At 38.7% G+C, this 18,420-nt stretch carries 17 protein-coding genes; 15 read left to right on the top strand and 2 right to left on the bottom strand.

The genetic code is table 11. The annotated features are described in order from the left end of the window. Positions 1–19: 19 nt before the first annotated feature. Positions 20–1,120: a GDP-L-fucose synthase family protein gene (locus PKC55_RS00845; protein WP_291128343.1), complete on the top strand. Its 1,101-nt coding sequence runs from the start codon at positions 20–22 to the stop codon at positions 1,118–1,120. Between the two features lie 38 nt (positions 1,121–1,158). Further along, positions 1,159–2,304 (top strand): OmpA family protein, encoded by a 1,146-nt coding sequence (locus tag PKC55_RS00850; RefSeq protein WP_291128332.1) that lies wholly within the window; start codon positions 1,159–1,161, stop codon positions 2,302–2,304. 281 nt (positions 2,305–2,585) lie between these two features. Here PKC55_RS00850 and PKC55_RS00855 read toward each other — a convergent pair whose 3' ends face one another. Both PKC55_RS00855 and PKC55_RS00860 read right to left on the bottom strand, forming a co-directional pair. Further along, positions 2,586–4,478: a DUF3858 domain-containing protein gene (locus tag PKC55_RS00855; RefSeq protein ID WP_291128329.1), complete on the bottom strand. Its 1,893-nt coding sequence runs from the start codon at positions 4,476–4,478 to the stop codon at positions 2,586–2,588. 15 nt (positions 4,479–4,493) lie between these two features. After that, the gene (locus PKC55_RS00860; protein WP_228093805.1) at positions 4,494–6,482 is read right to left on the bottom strand and encodes a DUF3858 domain-containing protein; all 1,989 of its coding nucleotides are present in this window, start codon (positions 6,480–6,482) and stop codon (positions 4,494–4,496) included. Between the two features lie 486 nt (positions 6,483–6,968). Here PKC55_RS00860 and PKC55_RS00865 point away from each other — a divergent pair, with 486 nt between their 5' ends. The 13 genes from PKC55_RS00865 to PKC55_RS00925 are packed head-to-tail and all read left to right on the top strand — an operon-like array spanning position 6,969 to position 18,415. Beyond that, positions 6,969–7,337 (top strand): NADH-quinone oxidoreductase subunit A, encoded by a 369-nt coding sequence (locus PKC55_RS00865; protein ID WP_291128326.1) that lies wholly within the window; start codon positions 6,969–6,971, stop codon positions 7,335–7,337. Between the two features lie 13 nt (positions 7,338–7,350). After that, on the top strand, positions 7,351–7,902 hold the full coding sequence (locus PKC55_RS00870) for an NADH-quinone oxidoreductase subunit B (protein ID WP_006843264.1): 552 nt from the start codon (positions 7,351–7,353) through the stop codon (positions 7,900–7,902). After that, on the top strand, positions 7,902–8,435 hold the full coding sequence (locus PKC55_RS00875) for an NADH-quinone oxidoreductase subunit C (protein ID WP_291128323.1): 534 nt from the start codon (positions 7,902–7,904) through the stop codon (positions 8,433–8,435). Before PKC55_RS00870 ends, PKC55_RS00875 begins: the two co-directional genes overlap by 1 nt. A 12-nt stretch (positions 8,436–8,447) precedes the next feature. Further along, positions 8,448–9,683 carry an NADH-quinone oxidoreductase subunit D gene (locus PKC55_RS00880; protein WP_291128322.1) on the top strand — a complete coding sequence of 412 codons (1,236 nt, stop codon included), beginning with the start codon at positions 8,448–8,450 and terminating at the stop codon, positions 9,681–9,683. An 8-nt stretch (positions 9,684–9,691) separates the two neighbouring features. Then, positions 9,692–10,216 carry an NADH-quinone oxidoreductase subunit NuoE family protein gene (locus PKC55_RS00885; protein ID WP_291128319.1) on the top strand — a complete coding sequence of 175 codons (525 nt, stop codon included), beginning with the start codon at positions 9,692–9,694 and terminating at the stop codon, positions 10,214–10,216. Positions 10,217–10,221: 5 nt separating this feature from the next. Then, positions 10,222–11,577 (top strand): NADH-quinone oxidoreductase subunit NuoF, encoded by a 1,356-nt coding sequence (gene nuoF / locus PKC55_RS00890; protein WP_135104840.1) that lies wholly within the window; start codon positions 10,222–10,224, stop codon positions 11,575–11,577. Positions 11,578–11,583: 6 nt separating this feature from the next. Continuing rightward, positions 11,584–12,627 (top strand): NADH-quinone oxidoreductase subunit G, encoded by a 1,044-nt coding sequence (locus PKC55_RS00895; protein ID WP_135104841.1) that lies wholly within the window; start codon positions 11,584–11,586, stop codon positions 12,625–12,627. An 8-nt stretch (positions 12,628–12,635) separates the two neighbouring features. Beyond that, entirely contained in the window at positions 12,636–13,679 is a 1,044-nt protein-coding gene (nuoH, locus tag PKC55_RS00900; protein ID WP_324371449.1) for an NADH-quinone oxidoreductase subunit NuoH, read from the top strand. 16 nt (positions 13,680–13,695) lie between these two features. After that, a complete protein-coding gene (locus PKC55_RS00905) occupies positions 13,696–14,229 on the top strand; it encodes a NuoI/complex I 23 kDa subunit family protein (RefSeq protein WP_006843257.1) in 534 nt (177 codons plus the stop codon). A gap of 25 nt (positions 14,230–14,254) precedes the next feature. Continuing rightward, positions 14,255–14,758, top strand: a complete 504-nt coding sequence (locus PKC55_RS00910; RefSeq protein WP_135104843.1) for an NADH-quinone oxidoreductase subunit J family protein — start codon at positions 14,255–14,257, stop codon at positions 14,756–14,758. A 3-nt stretch (positions 14,759–14,761) separates the two neighbouring features. Next, entirely contained in the window at positions 14,762–15,085 is a 324-nt protein-coding gene (gene nuoK, locus PKC55_RS00915; protein WP_252638624.1) for an NADH-quinone oxidoreductase subunit NuoK, read from the top strand. 6 nt (positions 15,086–15,091) lie between these two features. Continuing rightward, positions 15,092–16,966: an NADH-quinone oxidoreductase subunit L gene (gene nuoL, locus PKC55_RS00920; RefSeq protein WP_324371453.1), complete on the top strand. Its 1,875-nt coding sequence runs from the start codon at positions 15,092–15,094 to the stop codon at positions 16,964–16,966. A 15-nt stretch (positions 16,967–16,981) separates the two neighbouring features. Beyond that, positions 16,982–18,415 (top strand): complex I subunit 4 family protein, encoded by a 1,434-nt coding sequence (locus PKC55_RS00925; protein ID WP_135104846.1) that lies wholly within the window; start codon positions 16,982–16,984, stop codon positions 18,413–18,415. The last annotated feature ends 5 nt before the right edge of the window (positions 18,416–18,420 follow it).

Raw genomic sequence — 18,420 nt, forward strand, 5'->3', positions numbered from 1 at the left:
AAGTAAGAAAATATAGATGATAGAAAAGAATGCTAAAATATATGTAGCCGGCCATAGAGGCTTGGTTGGTTCTGCAATTCTTAAAAGTCTTGTAAGCAAAGGATACACAAATTTTGTCTTAAGAACGCATCAAGAATTAGATCTTACAGATCAAAAAGCTGTATCCGAATTTTTTACAAAGGAAAAGCCTGAATATGTTTTTTTAGCGGCGGCTAAAGTAGGAGGTATTATTGCCAATAACACATATCGTGGGCAATTCATTTATGAAAATTTGATGATCCAGAATAATGTAATTCATCAATCATATCTGAATAATGTTAAAAAATTAGTGTTTTTAGGTAGTTCTTGTATTTATCCCAAAGAAGCACCTCAGCCAATGACGGAAGATACACTGTTGACAGGCCCTTTGGAATACACAAATGAACCGTATGCAATAGCTAAAATAGCCGGTTTAAAGATGTGTGAGAGCTATAATATACAGTATGGAACGAATTTTATAGCGGTAATGCCAACAAACCTATATGGTTTGAATGATAATTTTAATCTTGAAACATCTCATGTATTGCCAGCAATTCTAAGAAAAGTACATTTGGGGAAATGCTTAGAAAATAATGCTTGGGATATTATAGAGCAGGACTTGAATGTTAGGCCGATAGAGGGAGTATCCGGAACCTCGTCTAAAACAGAAATACTAGAAATACTAGCTAAGTATGGTATAAAAAAAGTTGGAGATGTTGTTCAGGTCGAACTTTGGGGGTCAGGAAAACCGATGAGAGAATTCCTGTGGAGTCAGGAAATGGGAGATGCCACTGTTTTTGTGATGGAGTCTGTAAACTTTTTTGACTTAGTTGATGTTATACATGGAAGGGAGATAAAGAACACACACATTAATATTGGAACCGGTATTGAAATATCTATAAAAGATGTTGCAAACCTTGTAAAAGAAATAGTCGAATTCTCCGGAAGTTTGTGGTTTAATACAGATAAGCCAGATGGAACGATGAGAAAATTATCAGATGTATCAAAACTTAATTCTTTGGGCTGGCAACATCAAGTTGAAATAGAAGATGGCTTGAAGTTGATGTATGCTTGGTATACTGAGTATAATATATTAAATTAAAAAAAAAGAGTGTTTAATTATAATTTAAAAGATTGATTATGAAAAAAGTAAGTTTACTTTTAGTTTTAGTTTTTGCGGCTATGGCTATTTCTGCTCAAGATAGCGGATTTAGTACTAAAGTTGGTCGCAATGCAACTTTTGCGCGTAACGGTTTTTGGGATAACTGGTTCGTAGGAATTGGTGGTGGAGCAACAATGTATCTTAATGATAACGCAAATGATGCTAAATTCACTAACCGCCTTAACCTGGCTCCAACTGTTTTCGTAGGTAAATGGTATAATCCTTATTTCGGAGCACGTTTGAAATTTAATGGTGGTGGTTACCACACATTTAATCAAGGAGCAACAGTTATGAATCACCCTCATTATTTAGGTGCTAACGTTGACCTATTATTTAATGTTTCTAACTATTTGGGACATTATAACGAAAATCGCTTCTACAGCTTTATACCTTATGTTGGTATAGGATTTGTTCATGGATTTGACGAAGATTGGAAATCTATCAAGAACAACTCTGCTACATGGAATGCCGGTATTATCAACAATTTCCGTCTGTCTAACAGAGCTTCTCTATTCGTGGAAATAGCTGGAAACATGGTTCAAGAGTCTTTCGACCGTATGGGTGGTGGAGATTTCGAATGGGATGGCATGCTATCTGCATTCGTAGGATTTAACTTCAAAATCGGTAAGAAAAATGACTTCTCTGAAGCGTTGTTGATGGATCAAGGTCTTCTTGATGATCTAAACGGTCAAATCAACAAACTGCGTCAAGAAAATGAAGCTTTGAAAAACAGAAAAGTTGAAGCTCCAAAATGTCCAGATTGTCCAAAATGTCCAGAAGTTAAACCAGCTGAGGTTAAGAACTTCGTTTCTAACGTAGTATTCTTCCGTCTTGGTAGTGCAGTTATTGACAAAAACCAAGAAGTTAGCATCTACAACACAGCTAAATATCTACAAGATAATCCTAGCAAAAATGTTAAGATTGTAGGTTATGCTGATAAGAAAACTGGTACAGCTTCTATCAACATGAAACTTTCTGAAAAACGTGCTAAAAATGTTGCTAATGCGTTGATCAACAAATACAACATCAATAGCAACCGCGTTAAAGTTGAATGGAAAGGTGACACAGAACAACCATATGCAGAAAATGCATGGAACCGTGTTGCTATCTTCTTTGCTGAATAATTTCGGCTAACGAAAATATAAGAATAGGAAAGAGTGGAGTATATCTCCACTCTTTTTTTGTTTCGTATTGATGCAATGCACGATAAAAGAACGATTTTAGATAATGATATGCCTAAGATATGCTGGCTGATTTGATATTGCCATATATTCTCTGCCCTAGGCAAGTATAGAGCATTTGTTAAACAGAATCGGTGTGCTAAAATGTGTTATTAAAAGATAAAGCCGGAAGCTATCTAATAACTTCCGGCTTTATTTTTTAGAATTAACTTATTCTTATTTTATCAGATCTTCTTTAATACGAGTTTTCTCTTTATTGCTGAATTTATTTCAGAGAAAAAAGATTTGATTTCGTTGTAGCTCGATTTGTCATACTTTCCTGTAAAAATATCTATATTCTGTATATATATAATTTTACGATCTTCCACCTTGCATTGTGTCTTTAACTTCCCAAACGGAGTTTCTATTGAAATATCTTTAGGCAATGACTCGATCGTATATGTTTCAGGGATATTGAATGTGATAGAATCAGAATCAGAATATCCATTTTCTATTACGATATCCTGTTTCCGTATAGAAGATGTGAATATATTATAATTACCTTTTCTCAAAGGGCATACAGATGCAAATAATCGCATTCCGGTTTTATTCACAAAGTCTTCAGCTTCGAAATTTGCAGATAATGTACATGATGGTAGCGACGACCTGTCTTCAGAGACTTCGATTTGTGAAATCTTTATTTTTGGCATATTCACATTCGTATTGATGTAGTTCATCTCTTTTTCTCTGTCTTTAGATGTCATCCAATAAAAAAACTTGTCGTACAAATGCAAATGTTCAGTAAACTGCATTTTGCCTTTTGCCATTCCGTTTTCTGATATATCTATATCTAGCTTTGATACTTGATAATTTTGATCGTCTTTATATTCGGGTAAACGGCACATTTTGCCTCCTTCATTCGTTATAATAAGACTATTATGGCCTGCAATTTTATCATGTATATATCCAAAAGGAAGCTTTTGGCTTGTACATTCCAGCCAGATACTGTCGTTCTTGAAAGGTACCAGCAGAATAACATGGTCAAACTGATTAAAGTTAGGAAAATCAGGTAGTATATCCTTCTCTCTCATACTTACTATGCTGTAATTGGAAGGTATATCAACGGCTTTTAGCATGGCCATCATTAAATTGGTTAAGCCCTTACAGTCGCCAAATCCACTTTTACTTACAGATGTTGCATCGATAGGCTGATAGCCTCCTATGCCCAATTGTATACTGACATATCTTGTGTTATTCTGTAGATATTGATAAAGAATGGCCACCTTTTCTCTATCGTTTTTTGCATCTTTTGTGAGATCTTTGATTTTAACCACAAAATCGGCAGGAAGAATATCTTTCCCGGTTAACAAGCTTGACATCCATTTGCCATGATTTTCCCAGTTAGACAAATTGCCACAGGTTGAATCATAGCAGAAATCATTTGGCATTAATAATACTTTTGGGATAATTTCGCGAAATGGAGGAGCATAAGGTTCCCTGTCGATAGCTTTCATGTTTTCGAGTGATAGCGAATATATATGCTTATTACCGACAGTTTCATCTTTAATATTACAAGAATAATTAGAATAATAGCGAAGATTCATTCCTGTTGGGAGTTCAATCTTATAGCTAGCTTGTTTTAGCGATAACAGACTTCCATTGATAGGTATGAAAGGAGGGTAGTATAAAATACCGTTTTTCCATTTTTCCTGATAGGTATACTCTATAGTATAAGGGTATGTAGGGTTCTTATATTCATAGAACATAGAGTAGTCGTCGGTACTCAAATGTTCAGATAAGGATGAAGATATTAAGTCTTTTTTTCCTATCTTCTTGACTACTGTCCCCGACACATTTTTTATTACGCCCGAGAAATCTTTCAACTCCCTGAATTTATCATACGTTTCATTGAAATAACCATATTCCTCTCCCTGTTCATTTAGGATAGTTATTACCTTATTCACTGACAGTGTTGCATTATTCAAATCAGTTTGACTAAATACTGCAGAATAATTATCTACGATGGCGCATGCGTTCTCTCGCAAACTATCAACCTTTTGTATAACAAATTGCCCATAGGCTTGCGTTTGGGATAGAACAAATAAGAGAACACATGCAAATATATATCTGATATTCATATTAAGATAAGCATTTTAAATAGCAGAGGCCTTTTTCAGAACGATCTGCTCACTGTTTTTAGCTACAATTTTGGCATAAAAGTCTTTTAGTGACTCGTATTCTTCTGGCAAGAACGTTAATTTCTTTAATTGGAATTGATAGTGTAGCTTAATTGCATTTCCGGTCTGAGCCAGACGATATGTCAAAACGATATCATTATCATTTAATACTAATTTTGCAGCCTGAGGCAACTCGTCTACTACATACCCTTCAGGTATTTCTATATCTACAACTTGGAGGTAATTTGTCAAATAATCGAATTCTACAGGATATTCTCTTTTCTCTCTTTGAAAAGGATTTTCGGAAATATGTTTTTCCATCATTGGATTGATATATAAGAAATCATCCCCTAAGCTGGCGTCCGCAACCTGTGTATATTCCATCTTTATAGGAGCTGAAGTATCATCGATAGCCGAAACTGAAAAACTGTCGATCTTACAATTTGTCCTCTTTGCTAATGATTCAATGAAGTCTTCCTTGTTTTTGTGGTTATAATAGGATACTTTCATGTCATAGGCGGCATTACCTTTTCGGGTATCTATTATGGTTCCTATATATTTGGAATCATTGAATGTGAATTTTGCTGTTTTTAATACCGAGCCATTCGAAACGTTGCTAAGATTAACCCATCTACCGCCACTCTCACTCATTATACGTGCCTGAGGTACCATACACTTTTCAGGTAGTAAGTTCCAGTCTCCATACTTAGCAGACGCATCGGTATAGTACATAAGTGAATCTATCTTCAGTGCTGTAATTACATAATTAAATGCAGTTATACTAGGGTGGGATATTGGTAATCTTCCGTTTGTTCTGGTACTAAGTATAACAGGGAATGCGTCGAATCCTCCTGCTTTTAGAGCATTTATGAGTAAGTAGTTTACATCAGCACTGCTGCCTATTCCTTCTTTAAGAGCATCTTTTAGGTTACCCGGAACGATAGCTCTCTTGTCATTCCATTTCACCCGATATTTAACCATATCCTGTATTTCTTTTGCCCGTTTAAAGGTCGTCTCTCCTTTAGCTATTTCTTCTTTAAACAGATCAGCCTTTTTCATGTTGCTTCCAAGAGGACTAGAAAGGATATCTTTATCTATAGACTCCCATGAACTAGATTTATTTTCGGTCATGGAGTAGGGCATCTGTATGCTTTTTAGCTCAAAAGATACTTGTGTTATATAATCATTTATAGTCCACAGATATGCTTCTTTCTTCATTGCCGGAATATTGAAGCCTTCGCTTTTCAATGTTTCTGCATTACATCTTACAGTCGTTGCTTGTAAACGTCCGTAGTCGTCTTTATATCTTATATGGAAAGATTCATTGTCCGGCTCTTTGCTAGACTTTAAGTTGGCATATCCTTGATAGTTGATGTTGTATCGGAAGTATTCCGGAATTTTAGCCTCGAAGTTCACATAAGCAATAGGGATAGACTCTTGGAATCGGAAGTCTCTTAAGTTATAATAGTAGTCGGATACGATTGTATATTTATACTCAATCACAGACCCCACCTTTGCTGCAGGCATAGAAAATTTCTTTACTTTCAATGTGTTGTCAATGTCCTCGTCGGTAATGAATTCCTTCGCAAGTTTTGTTTTTGTGATTTTTCCATCTTCAAGATTATATGTTGTGCCCGATAAGCCATTGATTTGCTCTTTCGTTGATCTATTGGTTTCATAGTATGAGATTTCTTGGTTACACCAATCAAGACCATCTGTCTTCAAGATTTTTATTTTAACTTGTATGGCGTATTCAAACTGAAATCCATACAGTTCGCTAAAGATAAACCTTAAGTCCCCTTTTTTGAGTAGGATAACTGCCGAGGCTGTTGTGTCTTCCGGGTATACGGTCATATTCAGCTCATCCATAGTTGCATTGCCATACTTAGACTGAGAATGACTTTCCTGAACATGAAACAGAAAAATAAAACATAGCATTATAGCTAATAAGTAAGTTGTCTTCATTGTTTGGTTATTGAGATGTTGATAGATCATAAATTATGTAAATGTATGAAATAAAATATTAATTATGTTAAAAAATGGCTATGTCTTATAACATTTTTTTTGTTTATGGAAAACTGTCTGATATTGTCTCTATATCTATCTTTGCGCAGCACTCATCGAAGCAATCTCTCTGTATATAGCGCAATGGGAGTTGTTGCTTTGAATAAATCATTTTCGCAAATGAAAACCTACATATAAAATAGATCTAAAATAGTCTTAAATGTTAAAAATTTATTTCTTAAATTGATGTTATTCTTTTCACAATAATAATGTTTTTCTATAAAGACAATATTGCAAACTGCACTTGACAAAATGCTGCATTTTGGCTTCTGATGCCATTTGTTTATTGACTTATTGATAAAATATATGAGTCATTTTGTTCTTTTTTGAGAAATAAATAGAGTATCTTTGTAATCTGTAAAAACAAAGTGTGTTAAAATTAAGGATATGAATTCAAGTATATATGATTTTATACCTATTCTGATGCAAATCGTGTTTTCTGCGATATTTGTATTTGCTACGGTATTTATTTCTAAGATGTTAGGTCCAAGTCGTAGGAGTGCACGGAAAAATGCAAATTTTGAGTGTGGTCTCGATCCTATAGGCGATGCTCGTTCTCCGTTCCCTGTTAAATATTTCCTTGTTGCGATCTTGTTTGTTCTTTTCGACATCGAGATCGTTTTTATGTACCCATGGGCTGTAAACTTTAAAGAGCTTAGTTGGGAAGGATTTGGCAAGATGGGAATCTTTATCGGAATTATTGTGGTAGGTTTCTTGTACGAAGCCAAACGTAAGGCTTTGGATTGGGAGAGATAAAAATTAAACAAGTATGAGCAATTCTTCTAATATAAATGTAGTACCTGCTCCGGATGGATATAGGGGGCATGGGTTTTTTGCTACAAAATTTGACTACGTCATAGGTTTGGCTCGTGCCAATTCTCTATGGCCTTTGCCATTTGCTACATCCTGTTGCGGGATTGAGTTTATGGCTACAATGGCTGCTACGTACGATATGGGACGTTTTGGGGCAGAGCGTAACAGCTTTTCGCCACGTCAGGCAGATATGTTAATGGTAATGGGGACTATATCTAAAAAGATGGCTCCTATCCTTCGCCATGTATATGAACAAATGGCAGAACCTAAATGGGTGATTGCAGTAGGTGCATGTGCTTCTTCGGGAGGTATCTTCGATACATATTCGGTTTTGCAAGGTATCGATAAGGTAATTCCGGTCGATGTATATGTTCCCGGATGCCCTCCACGTCCTGAACAGATATTGGATGGTGTAATGCAATTGCAGGAGTTAGTAAAACATGAATCTATTCTTCGTAGAGGCTCGGAAAGATATCAGGAGCTTCTTGAATCATATAAATTTGAATAATGGCTCTCGATACTACAGTTATTGAAAATAAGATGAGCGAGAAATTCGGAACGGAAGTGATGAATTTCAGAATGGAACGGGATATTTTTACTTTCGAAGCTCCTCCGGCGGTAATCAAAGAAGTAATCCGTTTTATGAAAGATGATGAAACTCTGCGTTTCAACTTCTTGACAGACTTATGTGGGGTGCATTATCCTGATAATGACAAGAAGGCTCAGTTTGCTGTTGTTTATTTGCTCCACAACTGGATTGACAATGTGCGTGTACGTGTGAAAACGTTTCTTGATGGAGACAGACCGTATGTTGAATCTGTAGTGGACGTTTTTGCCGCAGCCAATTGGATGGAACGCGAGACTTATGATTTTTACGGGGTAATTTTCAAAGGACATCCCAATCTTAAGCGTATACTTAATGATGAGGGAATGGTATCGTTTCCGATGCGTAAAGATCATCCTCTCGAGGATGCAGGACGTACGGATAAGGATGACCGCTTCTTTGGTAGAACTCCCAATAATTATGAACAAACTAAATAGCAAAGTAAGGAAATGTCAGATCAACTAATAAATCCGGAACATCGCTTTGCGAAAATGATAAAAGAACAAGCCTTTGGGGATGATAAAGAGTTGTCCGTTCTTAACTTCGGGCCAACTCACCCTTCTACCCATGGTGTGTTTCAAAATATATTGCTGATGGATGGCGAGCGCATTTTGGATGCGGATACCACTATCGGTTATATTCACCGTGCATTTGAGAAGATTGCAGAACACCGCACTTTCTATCAGATTACAACCCTGACCGATCGTCTTAACTATTGTTCTGCCCCTCTGAATAATATGGCATGGTGGATGACTGTAGAAAAGTCACTTGGTGTAGAAGTTCCTAAACGTGCGCAATATATGCGTGTTATCGTTATGGAGCTGGCACGTATTACCGATCACCTGATATGTAACTCTATCTTGGGGGTCGACCTTGGTGCGTATACTCCTTTCTTGTATGTAATGCAATACAGAGAGTTGGCATACGAGATCTATGAAGAAATCTGCGGTGCACGTTTGACTACAAACATGGGGCGTATCGGCGGATTCGAAAGAGACTGGAGCGAAGCCGCATGGCGTAAGTTAGATGAGTTTATCGAAGGCTTCCCAAAAGCATGGGATCAGCTCGAGAGACTGTTTATCCGCAACCGTATCTTTATGGATCGTATCGTTGGTGTAGGTGCGATATCAGCCGAAAAGGCAATAAACTATGGGTTTACAGGGCCTAACTTGCGTGCTGCCGGTGTCGATTACGACGTGCGTGTAGCGAATCCATATAGTTCATACCAAGATTTTGATTTTAAAGTACCTGTAGGTTCATCCGGCGATACGTATGATCGTTGGTGTGTGCGTGCAGCAGAGATAAAAGAAAGCTTGAGCATAATTCGTCAGGCTCGCGATAATATGCCTGATGGTAGCTTCCATGCAGATGTGCCTGACTATTACCTTCCTCCAAAAGAAGAAGTGTATACACGGATGGAGCAGCTTATCCAACACTTCAAGATCGTGATGGGTGAAGTTCCTGTTCCTATAGCTGAAGTATATCATGCCGTAGAAGGTGCTAATGGAGAATTGGGTATTTATCTTATTACCGATGGCTCACGAGCTCCTTTCAGGGTGCACTTCCGCAGACCATGCTTTATCTATTATCAGGCGTTCCCTGAAATGATAAAAGGCGGGATGTTTTCGGATGCTGTTGCCACGCTTTCAAGTATTAATGTTATTGCCGGAGAATTAGATGCATAATCATGTCAATGGAAACTAAAGAATATACACAAGTAATAAATATGTCGGAGAGCCTGATGGCCCGTATCAATGAATTGTTGAGCCATTACCCTGCCGATAAAAAGAAATCTGCTTTACTACCCGTGCTTCATGCCGTACAGGATGCTCATGACAATTGGCTGAGCCTCGAACTGATGGATAAAGTAGCCGAGATATTGGAGATTACACCTATCGAAGTTTATGAAGTAGTAACATTTTATTCGATGTTCAATCAGAAACCGGTAGCTAAATATATGTTTGAGTTTTGCCGTACTGCTTGTTGTGGCTTGCGTGGTGGCGAAAACTTAATGGAATATACCTGTCAGAAACTGGGTGTTAAACCCGGCGAAATAACACCTGACGGGATGTTCAGTGTAGTAGGAGTAGAGTGCCTTGGAGCATGCGGATACGGTCCTATGCTTCAGTTGGGAGACAACTATCATGAAAATCTTAACAAAGAAAAGATTGATAAACTGATCGAAGATTGTAAACAAGGAAAAGTAAACCTATATTAATTGCGATGGCTAGAAAAGTATTATTAGAGAAATTAGATATTCCGGGAATAGCGGAATACGAAGTTTATCGCAAGAATGGCGGGTATGCGTCTGTGGAGAAAGCACTGAAAACTATGACCCCCGATGAGGTTGTAGAAGAAGTAAAAACCTCAGGGGTAAGAGGTCGTGGAGGTGCAGGTTTCCCGATGGGCTTGAAGTGGAGCTTTATTGATAAGAAGTCCGGTAAGCCTCGCCACTTGGTTGTAAATGCCGATGAATCGGAACCGGGTACATTCAAAGACCGCTTCTTGATGCATCATATTCCGCATTTGCTAATCGAAGGTGCTATTGTTTCCAGTTATGCATTAGAGGCTAATTTATCATATATCTATATCCGCGGCGAATATATGTGGATATTCAAGATATTAGAAAAAGCAATTAAGGAAGCTTATGCCAATGGTTGGCTGGGCAAAAATATATTGGGTACAGGCTATAATCTCGACTTGTATGTACATTGCGGAGCAGGGGCATATATTTGTGGAGAAGAAACAGCCTTGATAGAATCACTCGAAGGTAAGCGTGGTAATCCGCGTATCAAACCGCCATTCCCTGCTGTTAGCGGGTTGTGGGGTGAGCCTACAGTGGTGAACAATGTGGAGTCTATTTCTACTGTTTCGTGGATTATAAACAATGGTGGTGCTGAATACGCTAAAATTGGTGTAGGTAAATCTACAGGAACCAAGCTGATGTCGGCTTCGGGTCATATTAAGAATCCGGGTGTATATGAAATAGAATTAGGTTTGACTGTCGATGAATTTTTCAATTCAGACGAATATTGCGGTGGTATGCTGGACGACCGTCCGCTAAAGGCTGTAATACCCGGTGGGTGTTCGGTTCCGATCCTACCTCCTCAATATATATTTAAAACAGCAAATGGTGAAGATCGTTTGATCAGTTATGAATCGTTGGCTGACGGAGGTTTCGTTACTGGCTCTTCTCTCGGATCGGGAGGTTTCATTGTGTACAATGATACAGCATGTATCGTTCGTAATACATGGAATTTTTCTCGTTTCTTCCATCACGAAAGTTGTGGACAATGTTCTCCATGTCGTGAAGGTACAGGATGGATGGATAAAATCCTTCATCGCATCGAAACAGGACAAGGTAGAGAAGAAGATATCGACCTTCTATGGAGCATACAAAGTAAGATTGAAGGTAATACGATTTGTCCTCTTGGAGATGCGGCATCATGGCCGGTTGCAGCAGCAATACGCCATTTCCGTGAAGAGTTCGAATACCATGTACGCTTCCCTGAAAAGATAAAAAATAGAGATCATTTTGTAGACGAGCCTATGGAAAAAGTTCGTCACCTTTTGAAGTAAAGCAATATGAAAATTACAATAGATGGACATGTTTTAGACGTCGAACCTGGAACCACAGTGTTGCAGGCGGCACGTATGATAGGCGGAGCCAGTGTTCCTCCTACAATGTGCTATTACTCTAAGCTGGAAGATTGCGGTGGCAAATGTCGTTGTTGCTTGGTGGAGATAAACAAAGGCAGTGAAAGAGACCCTCGTCCTATGCCTAAGCTTCAGCCGTCATGTGTAACAGCTGTTCAGGACGGTATGGAAGTGAAAAGTGCTACATCCGAAAGGGCTCTGGAGGCACGAAAGGCTGTAACCGAATTTTTGTTGATCAACCATCCTCTCGACTGTCCGGTATGCGATCAGGCGGGAGAGTGCGATTTGCAGAACCTTGCTTATGGTAATAATAACTTCAAGTCGCGTTATATAGAAGAAAAGAGAACATTCGAACCCGAAAATATAGGCCCATACATACAATTGCATATGAATCGTTGTATTCTTTGCTACCGTTGTGTAAAACTGGCTGATCAATTAACTCCTGAACGTGTTCATGGAGTAGTGGGAAGAGGAGATCATGCTCAGATTTCTACATATATAGAACGTGCGATCGATAACGATTTTTCGGGCAATGTGATCGATGTTTGTCCTGTAGGAGCTCTTACCGATAAAACATTCCGATTCAAGTCTCGTGTTTGGTTCAACAAACCATTCAATGCACACCGTCATTGTACAAAATGTTCCGGAAAAGTAACACTATGGATGTTTGGCGACAAAGTTCAGCGTGTGACAGCCCGCAAAGACGAATGGCACGAAGTTGAAGAATTTATCTGTAACGAGTGTCGTTTCGAACATAAGAATGTTGAAGACTGGACTATAGAAGGTCCTCGCAAATTTGAGAAGCCGTCTGTAATCAATGTAAACAACTATACAGAGCCGATACATAAGGTTAAGATAAATACAGACGAACTTGTATTGGAAGGTCGTAAAGAAGATCAGAAGAAAATAAGCATGCCTGGTTCTCCTTATGATGCAGAGGAGTTGGAAGCTATAAAGAAAACAAAAGAATAAATAAAATAATGGAGATTGCACTTATTTTAGAAAAGTTGATCCTTATCGTTCTTGTGTTTGCTGTCACAATGCTTTTTGCGTTGTATTCTACTTATGCAGAACGTAAGGTGGCCGGTTTTTTACAAGATCGTCTCGGCCCGAACCGTGCAGGTATCTTTGGTTTGCTACAGCCTCTTTGCGATGGAGCTAAGTTGTTTGCCAAAGAAGACCTCATGCCAAATACGCCGAATAAGATTCTCTTTGTTGTCGGTCCGGCTGTTGCCATGACAGTCTCTTTGCTTGGGGGGGCGTTGATCCCATGGGCAGAGAAATTTGTTATAGCAGGCTATGGAGATGTTAAACCTTACATCGGAGATGTAAATGTAGCTATTCTATATATTGTAGCTGTATTATCTACAAGCGTATATGGTGTTGTAATCGGAGGATGGGCATCAAATAATAAATATTCCCTGATGGGAAGTATCCGTGCCGGAGCACAGATGATTTCGTACGAAATAGCAATGGGGCTTTCTCTTATTGCGCTGATTATGATGACAGGTTCTTTGAGCCTGGTAGATATCACTCAACAGCAAAGTGGCTGGCATGGTATGCAATGGAATGTGATTTATCAGCCATTGACATTTATTATTTTCCTTGTTTGTTCGTTTGCAGAATGTAACCGTACACCGTTCGACCTTGCAGAATGTGAGTCGGAGCTGGTTAACGGACACCATGTCGAATATTCTTCGTTGGGAATGGGATTCTATATGTTCTCTGAATATGCGAGCATGTTTTTCTCATCTGCATTTATCTCTGTTCTTTTCTTTGGAGGATACAATTATCCGGGAATAGATTGGGTAACAGAGAATTGGGGTATAAATATGGCTAGTGGTCTGGGTGTACTATCACTTCTAGCTAAAACTTCATTCTTCATTTTCTTCTATATGTGGGTGCGCTGGACAATACCGAGATTCAGATATGACCAACTGATGAAACTGGGATGGAAAATGCTGTTTCCGTTGGCAATAGTAAATATCATTTTGGTAGGAATTTTTGTCCTGATTTTTAAATGAAAATAAGAAATTAGCGATGTCAATAGAAAAAATATCATTATCAGGAAGAAAGACGGAGGTTGTTGATAAAAACATGACCTTCGCAGAAAAGATATACTTTCCTGCTGTGATAAAAGGGCTTATAATTACAATTAAGCACTTTTTCAAGAAGAAGGCGACTGTTCAGTATCCTGAGCAACAACGCGAATTTAGCCCTGTATATCGTGGACAGCATGTATTGATGCGTGACGATCAGGGGCGCGAACGCTGTACGGCATGCGGGTTGTGTGCCTTGTCTTGTCCGGCAGAAGCAATCACGATGGTGGCTGCTGAGCGTAAAAAAGGAGAAGAACATCTGTACCGTGAAGAAAAATATGCTTCGGAATATGAAATAAATATGCTACGCTGTATATTTTGCGGAATATGCGAAGAGGCTTGTCCGAAAGAAGCTATTTTCTTAACCAAGTCTAAGCTTCTGGTGAAGCCGAAATTAGAACGTGAAGACTTTATCTATGGAAAAGATAAACTCGTGATTTCGGTAGAGGATGCCAAAGCACGCAAATATGATTAAATAGAGATACGAGATAAATAATGATATGATTACAATAATTTTTTATATTCTGGCAACCATAACACTCGGTACGGGACTTCTGACGGTATTGTCTAAGAATCCTATCCATAGTGCAGTGTATATGATTATCTGTTTTTTCTCCATATCGGGGCACTTTTTGCTGCTGAATGCTTTGTTTCTATCGGTTATAAATATTGTGGTTTATGCCGGAGCTATCATGGTGTTATTGCTATTTACTCTGATGCTTATGAACCTGAGTGAAAGTCACGAGCCAAAGAAAAAAGTGATCAGTCGTGTGGCGGCTACAATATCGAGCTGCTTGATGGGAATTGTCCTGTTGGCTGCGCTTCTGAAGGCTACGCCTGTGATAGAAACATACAAAACCGAGGGGTTAGACTATCAGTCGGTAAGTATTATTGGTCAGGTGTTGCTTGACGAGTATTTAGTGCCATTTGAATTTGCTGCTATATTGCTTATAACGGCTATGATCGGGGCAGTACTTATTTCTAAAAAAGAGAAAAAAGCTTAAGCTATGCTGAATAATATATTAGAACAAGTAGGAATTGACAATTACATCTACCTCTGCATACTATTGTTTTGTGTAGGTGCAATTGGGATATTGTATCGTAGGAGTACGATTGTTATGTTGATGTCGGTAGAATTGATGCTGGCTTCTGCCAATATGTTGTTGGCTGTTTTTTCTGTGTATCATCAGGATACCAGCGGACAAGTGTTTGTGATATTCTCATTGGCCGTAGCTGCGGCAGAGGTGGCTGTCGGATTGGCTATTTTGGTTGCCATCTACAGAAACATAGGCACGATAGATATTGATGAATTGAAAAACTTAAAAGGATAAATTTGGATGGAAACAATATTAGTATTAATACTCTTGCTTAGTCCGTTTATCGGTTTCTCAATTAATTTACTGGTTGGTAAAAAATTAACGGGGCGCACATTACCCGGAATTATTGCTACCACAGCTGTAATTATAAGTTTTGTAATATCTCTTTACCTTTTCATCCAAAATCTTTCTACAGGTCAGGTTTTCAATGTCAACCTGTTTCAATGGATTGCATTAGGGGAGTTTACGACAGATCTGTCTTTCACGCTCGACCAACTGTCGCTAGTATGGTTGTTGTTTGTGACAGGTATCGGTACGCTGATACACATCTACTCGATGGGGTATATGCACGATGATGAAAATATAGACCGTTATTTCTCATATCTGAACCTATTTATCTTCTTTATGACGATACTTGTTTCGGGAAGTAATCTTCTCGTTATGTTTATCGGTTGGGAAGGTGTCGGTTTGTGTTCTTATCTGCTTATCGGTTTTTGGTCGAGAAATCATAAAAACAACGATGCGGCAAAGAAAGCCTTTGTGATGAATCGTATCGGAGACCTAGGTTTCCTTATCGGTATCTTTACATTGGGATATATGTTCAAAACGGTGGACTATGTTTCGCTAAAAGATCTTGTTACCAGTCCCGACCCATTGTTGGGCGTTGCCACATTGGCATTGTTTATAGGGGCTACAGGTAAAAGTGCACAGATACCGTTATATACATGGTTGCCCGATGCGATGGCAGGTCCTACTCCTGTATCGGCACTCATACATGCTGCAACGATGGTTACAGCAGGTATATTTATGGTGACACGATTGAACTTTATATTTGATCTCACTCCCGATATTCAGACTCTGATTGCTATTGTAGGTGCTGTAACTGCATTATTCGCTGCAACGATAGCTCTTACACAAAATGATATAAAGAAAGTACTTGCATACTCTACAGTATCGCAGCTCGGGCTGATGTTCTTGGCTCTTGGACTGGGTGCTTACCACGTGGCAGTATTTCATGTGATTACACATGCATTCTTTAAGGCTTGCTTATTCCTTGGCTCGGGTTCAGTTATCCATGCTATGGGAGGCGAACAGGATATGCGCAAGATGGGGGGGCTTAAGAATAAGATGAAGACGACGTATTATACGTTCTTGATCTCTACGTTATCGATTGCAGGTATTCCACCTTTGGCAGGTTTCTTCTCCAAAGATGAGATCATGCTGACAGCTTTCGAGCATAATATTTTCTTATGGATTCTAGCAGCGTTAGCATCTTTGCTTACTGCATTCTATATGTTCCGTTTGCTATATCTTACATTCTTCAAAGAGTTTAGAGGTACAGAAGAACAGAAACATCATTTGCACGAATCGCCAAGCAGTATGACTCTGCCGCTTATCGTACTGGCTTTCTTAGCATTTTTCGGAGGGCTTATCAGTATTCCTTTCGGAGGGCTTAGCTGGTTGAACGCTTACTTAGAGCCAATATTACCGGGTATTACAAGCGAGCATGCTCCTGTAGACCAGATGGTGTTGACAATGGTAATTTCTACTATCATCGCTATAGTTGGTATTGCATTGGCATACTCTAAATATATAAAGAAATCTGAAGTCCCTGCTGAGGATGATGAGATTTCGGGAGTTGCTAAAGTATCTTATAACAAATTCTACATTGATGAAATATACGATGCATTATTTGTAAAACCTCTTTATGCTTTAGCCGGCTTCTTTGAAAGTATAGTAGAAAGAGCATTAAAAAATATACTGAAAAGCTTCGGAGGCTTGGTCGAGTTATTGACAGTTCCGGCGCGAAGACTACAGAATGGAAGTCTCGGTTTTTATCTGTTTTTCTTTGTGTTGGGATTCAGTGCATTAATCATCTGTTTATTTCTTGTATAAAAATTAAAAAGAAACATGAATATCACTATTATATTAATCATATTATTGGTAGGTGCAATTCTTACTTATTTATCAGGAAATAGATTTGCCTCTAAAGTAGCTATGCTGTTCGGTGTTGCCGCAGCTATTTTTTCGGTAGCGTTATGTCTTAAATACGGAGCAGCAGGTGCAAATTTCAGCATAGATTGGATTAGTAAGCCTAATATCTCGTTTTCGTTAAAGGCCGACGGCTTGTCGATGGCCATGATATTAATGACTACGATACTACTGCCTATAATTATACTGGGTACGCAATCGCGCGAATTTAAGAATGAAAAGATGCTGTATAGCTTAGTCATGTTTATGGTTTTTGCTATGGTAGGCGCATTCTTAAGCAGCAACGCTCTATTGTATTATGTGTTTTGGGAAATGTCTCTTATCCCGATCTATTTTATCATCGTATTGTGGGGTAACGGCGAAATCGTCAAAAGACGTAAGGCTGCGATGACATTCTTCCTCTTTACATTTGCCGGATCATTGTTTATGCTTGCCGCTATTATATACATGTATACAAAAACGGGAAGCTTTCAGCTCGAAGCATTTTATAATGCGAGTCTGAGCCAAACAGAACAAATCTGGATATTCCTGGCATTCTTCCTTGCTTATGCTATTAAGATACCGATTTTCCCTTTCCATACTTGGCAGGCAAATGTGTATCAGAAAGCACCGGCAATAGGTACTATGTTACTTGCGGGTATCATGTCTAAGATGGGAGCATATAGCGTTATTCGTTGGCAGTTGCCTGTAACTCCTTACGCATCAAACGAGTTCAGAACAATAATCGTGATTCTGTGTATCATTGGAGTTGTATACGGAGCTATTATGGCGCTGCGTCAGGATGACTTAAAAAGATTTTTAGCGTATGCATCATTGTCTCACGTAGGATTTATTGCGGCGGGCTCTTATGCCTTGACATACGATGGTCTCGAAGGAGCTGTGATACTTATCCTGGCTCATGGTTTTGGTATTGTGGGTATGTTCTATTCCGCAGATGTAATCCAAACACGTATGCATACATTGACTATAAGTAAGATGGGTGGTATTAAAGAACATGCTCCAAAGTTTTCGGTGGCGTTCTTTATAAGCATCCTTTCTTCTATCGGTATACCGCTTACATTTAACTTTATCGGAGAGTTTACAATAATGTTCGGATTGTATCAGGTAAATCTTTGGTACGCCCTTACAATAGGAACAGCATTGTTCCTTGGTGCTCTCTTTATGTTGAGAATGTATCAGCAGGTAATGTTAGGAGAACCATCCGTGAATCCGTTCAGGGATTTGTCGAAGACCGAAACGGTAGTTTTCGCCTTAATAATAGGAGTACTTATATTTTTCGGGGTGTATGTGAAGCCGGTTACAGACTTGGTGTCTACAAGCCTGACAGAGATAGTAATGTATATTAACAGATAAAAATA

It is taken from the genome of Dysgonomonas sp. (genome assembly GCF_035323175.1).
Lineage (GTDB): Bacteria > Bacteroidota > Bacteroidia > Bacteroidales > Dysgonomonadaceae > Dysgonomonas.

What these genes read in the sequence shown, in the direction of transcription:
- PKC55_RS00850 (WP_291128332.1), top strand. Translation starts at nt 1,159, where the DNA reads ATGAAAAAAGTAAGTTTACTTTTAGTTTTAGTTTTTGCGGCTATGGCT.
- PKC55_RS00855 (WP_291128329.1), bottom strand. Translation starts at nt 4,478, where the DNA reads ATGAATATCAGATATATATTTGCATGTGTTCTCTTATTTGTTCTATCC.
- PKC55_RS00860 (WP_228093805.1), bottom strand. Translation starts at nt 6,482, where the DNA reads ATGAAGACAACTTACTTATTAGCTATAATGCTATGTTTTATTTTTCTG.
- PKC55_RS00865 (WP_291128326.1), top strand. Translation starts at nt 6,969, where the DNA reads ATGAATTCAAGTATATATGATTTTATACCTATTCTGATGCAAATCGTG.
- PKC55_RS00870 (WP_006843264.1), top strand. Translation starts at nt 7,351, where the DNA reads ATGAGCAATTCTTCTAATATAAATGTAGTACCTGCTCCGGATGGATAT.
- PKC55_RS00875 (WP_291128323.1), top strand. Translation starts at nt 7,902, where the DNA reads ATGGCTCTCGATACTACAGTTATTGAAAATAAGATGAGCGAGAAATTC.
- PKC55_RS00880 (WP_291128322.1), top strand. Translation starts at nt 8,448, where the DNA reads ATGTCAGATCAACTAATAAATCCGGAACATCGCTTTGCGAAAATGATA.
- PKC55_RS00885 (WP_291128319.1), top strand. Translation starts at nt 9,692, where the DNA reads ATGGAAACTAAAGAATATACACAAGTAATAAATATGTCGGAGAGCCTG.
- nuoF (WP_135104840.1), top strand. Translation starts at nt 10,222, where the DNA reads ATGGCTAGAAAAGTATTATTAGAGAAATTAGATATTCCGGGAATAGCG.
- PKC55_RS00895 (WP_135104841.1), top strand. Translation starts at nt 11,584, where the DNA reads ATGAAAATTACAATAGATGGACATGTTTTAGACGTCGAACCTGGAACC.
- nuoH (WP_324371449.1), top strand. Translation starts at nt 12,636, where the DNA reads ATGGAGATTGCACTTATTTTAGAAAAGTTGATCCTTATCGTTCTTGTG.
- PKC55_RS00905 (WP_006843257.1), top strand. Translation starts at nt 13,696, where the DNA reads ATGTCAATAGAAAAAATATCATTATCAGGAAGAAAGACGGAGGTTGTT.
- PKC55_RS00910 (WP_135104843.1), top strand. Translation starts at nt 14,255, where the DNA reads ATGATTACAATAATTTTTTATATTCTGGCAACCATAACACTCGGTACG.
- nuoK (WP_252638624.1), top strand. Translation starts at nt 14,762, where the DNA reads ATGCTGAATAATATATTAGAACAAGTAGGAATTGACAATTACATCTAC.
- nuoL (WP_324371453.1), top strand. Translation starts at nt 15,092, where the DNA reads ATGGAAACAATATTAGTATTAATACTCTTGCTTAGTCCGTTTATCGGT.
- PKC55_RS00925 (WP_135104846.1), top strand. Translation starts at nt 16,982, where the DNA reads ATGAATATCACTATTATATTAATCATATTATTGGTAGGTGCAATTCTT.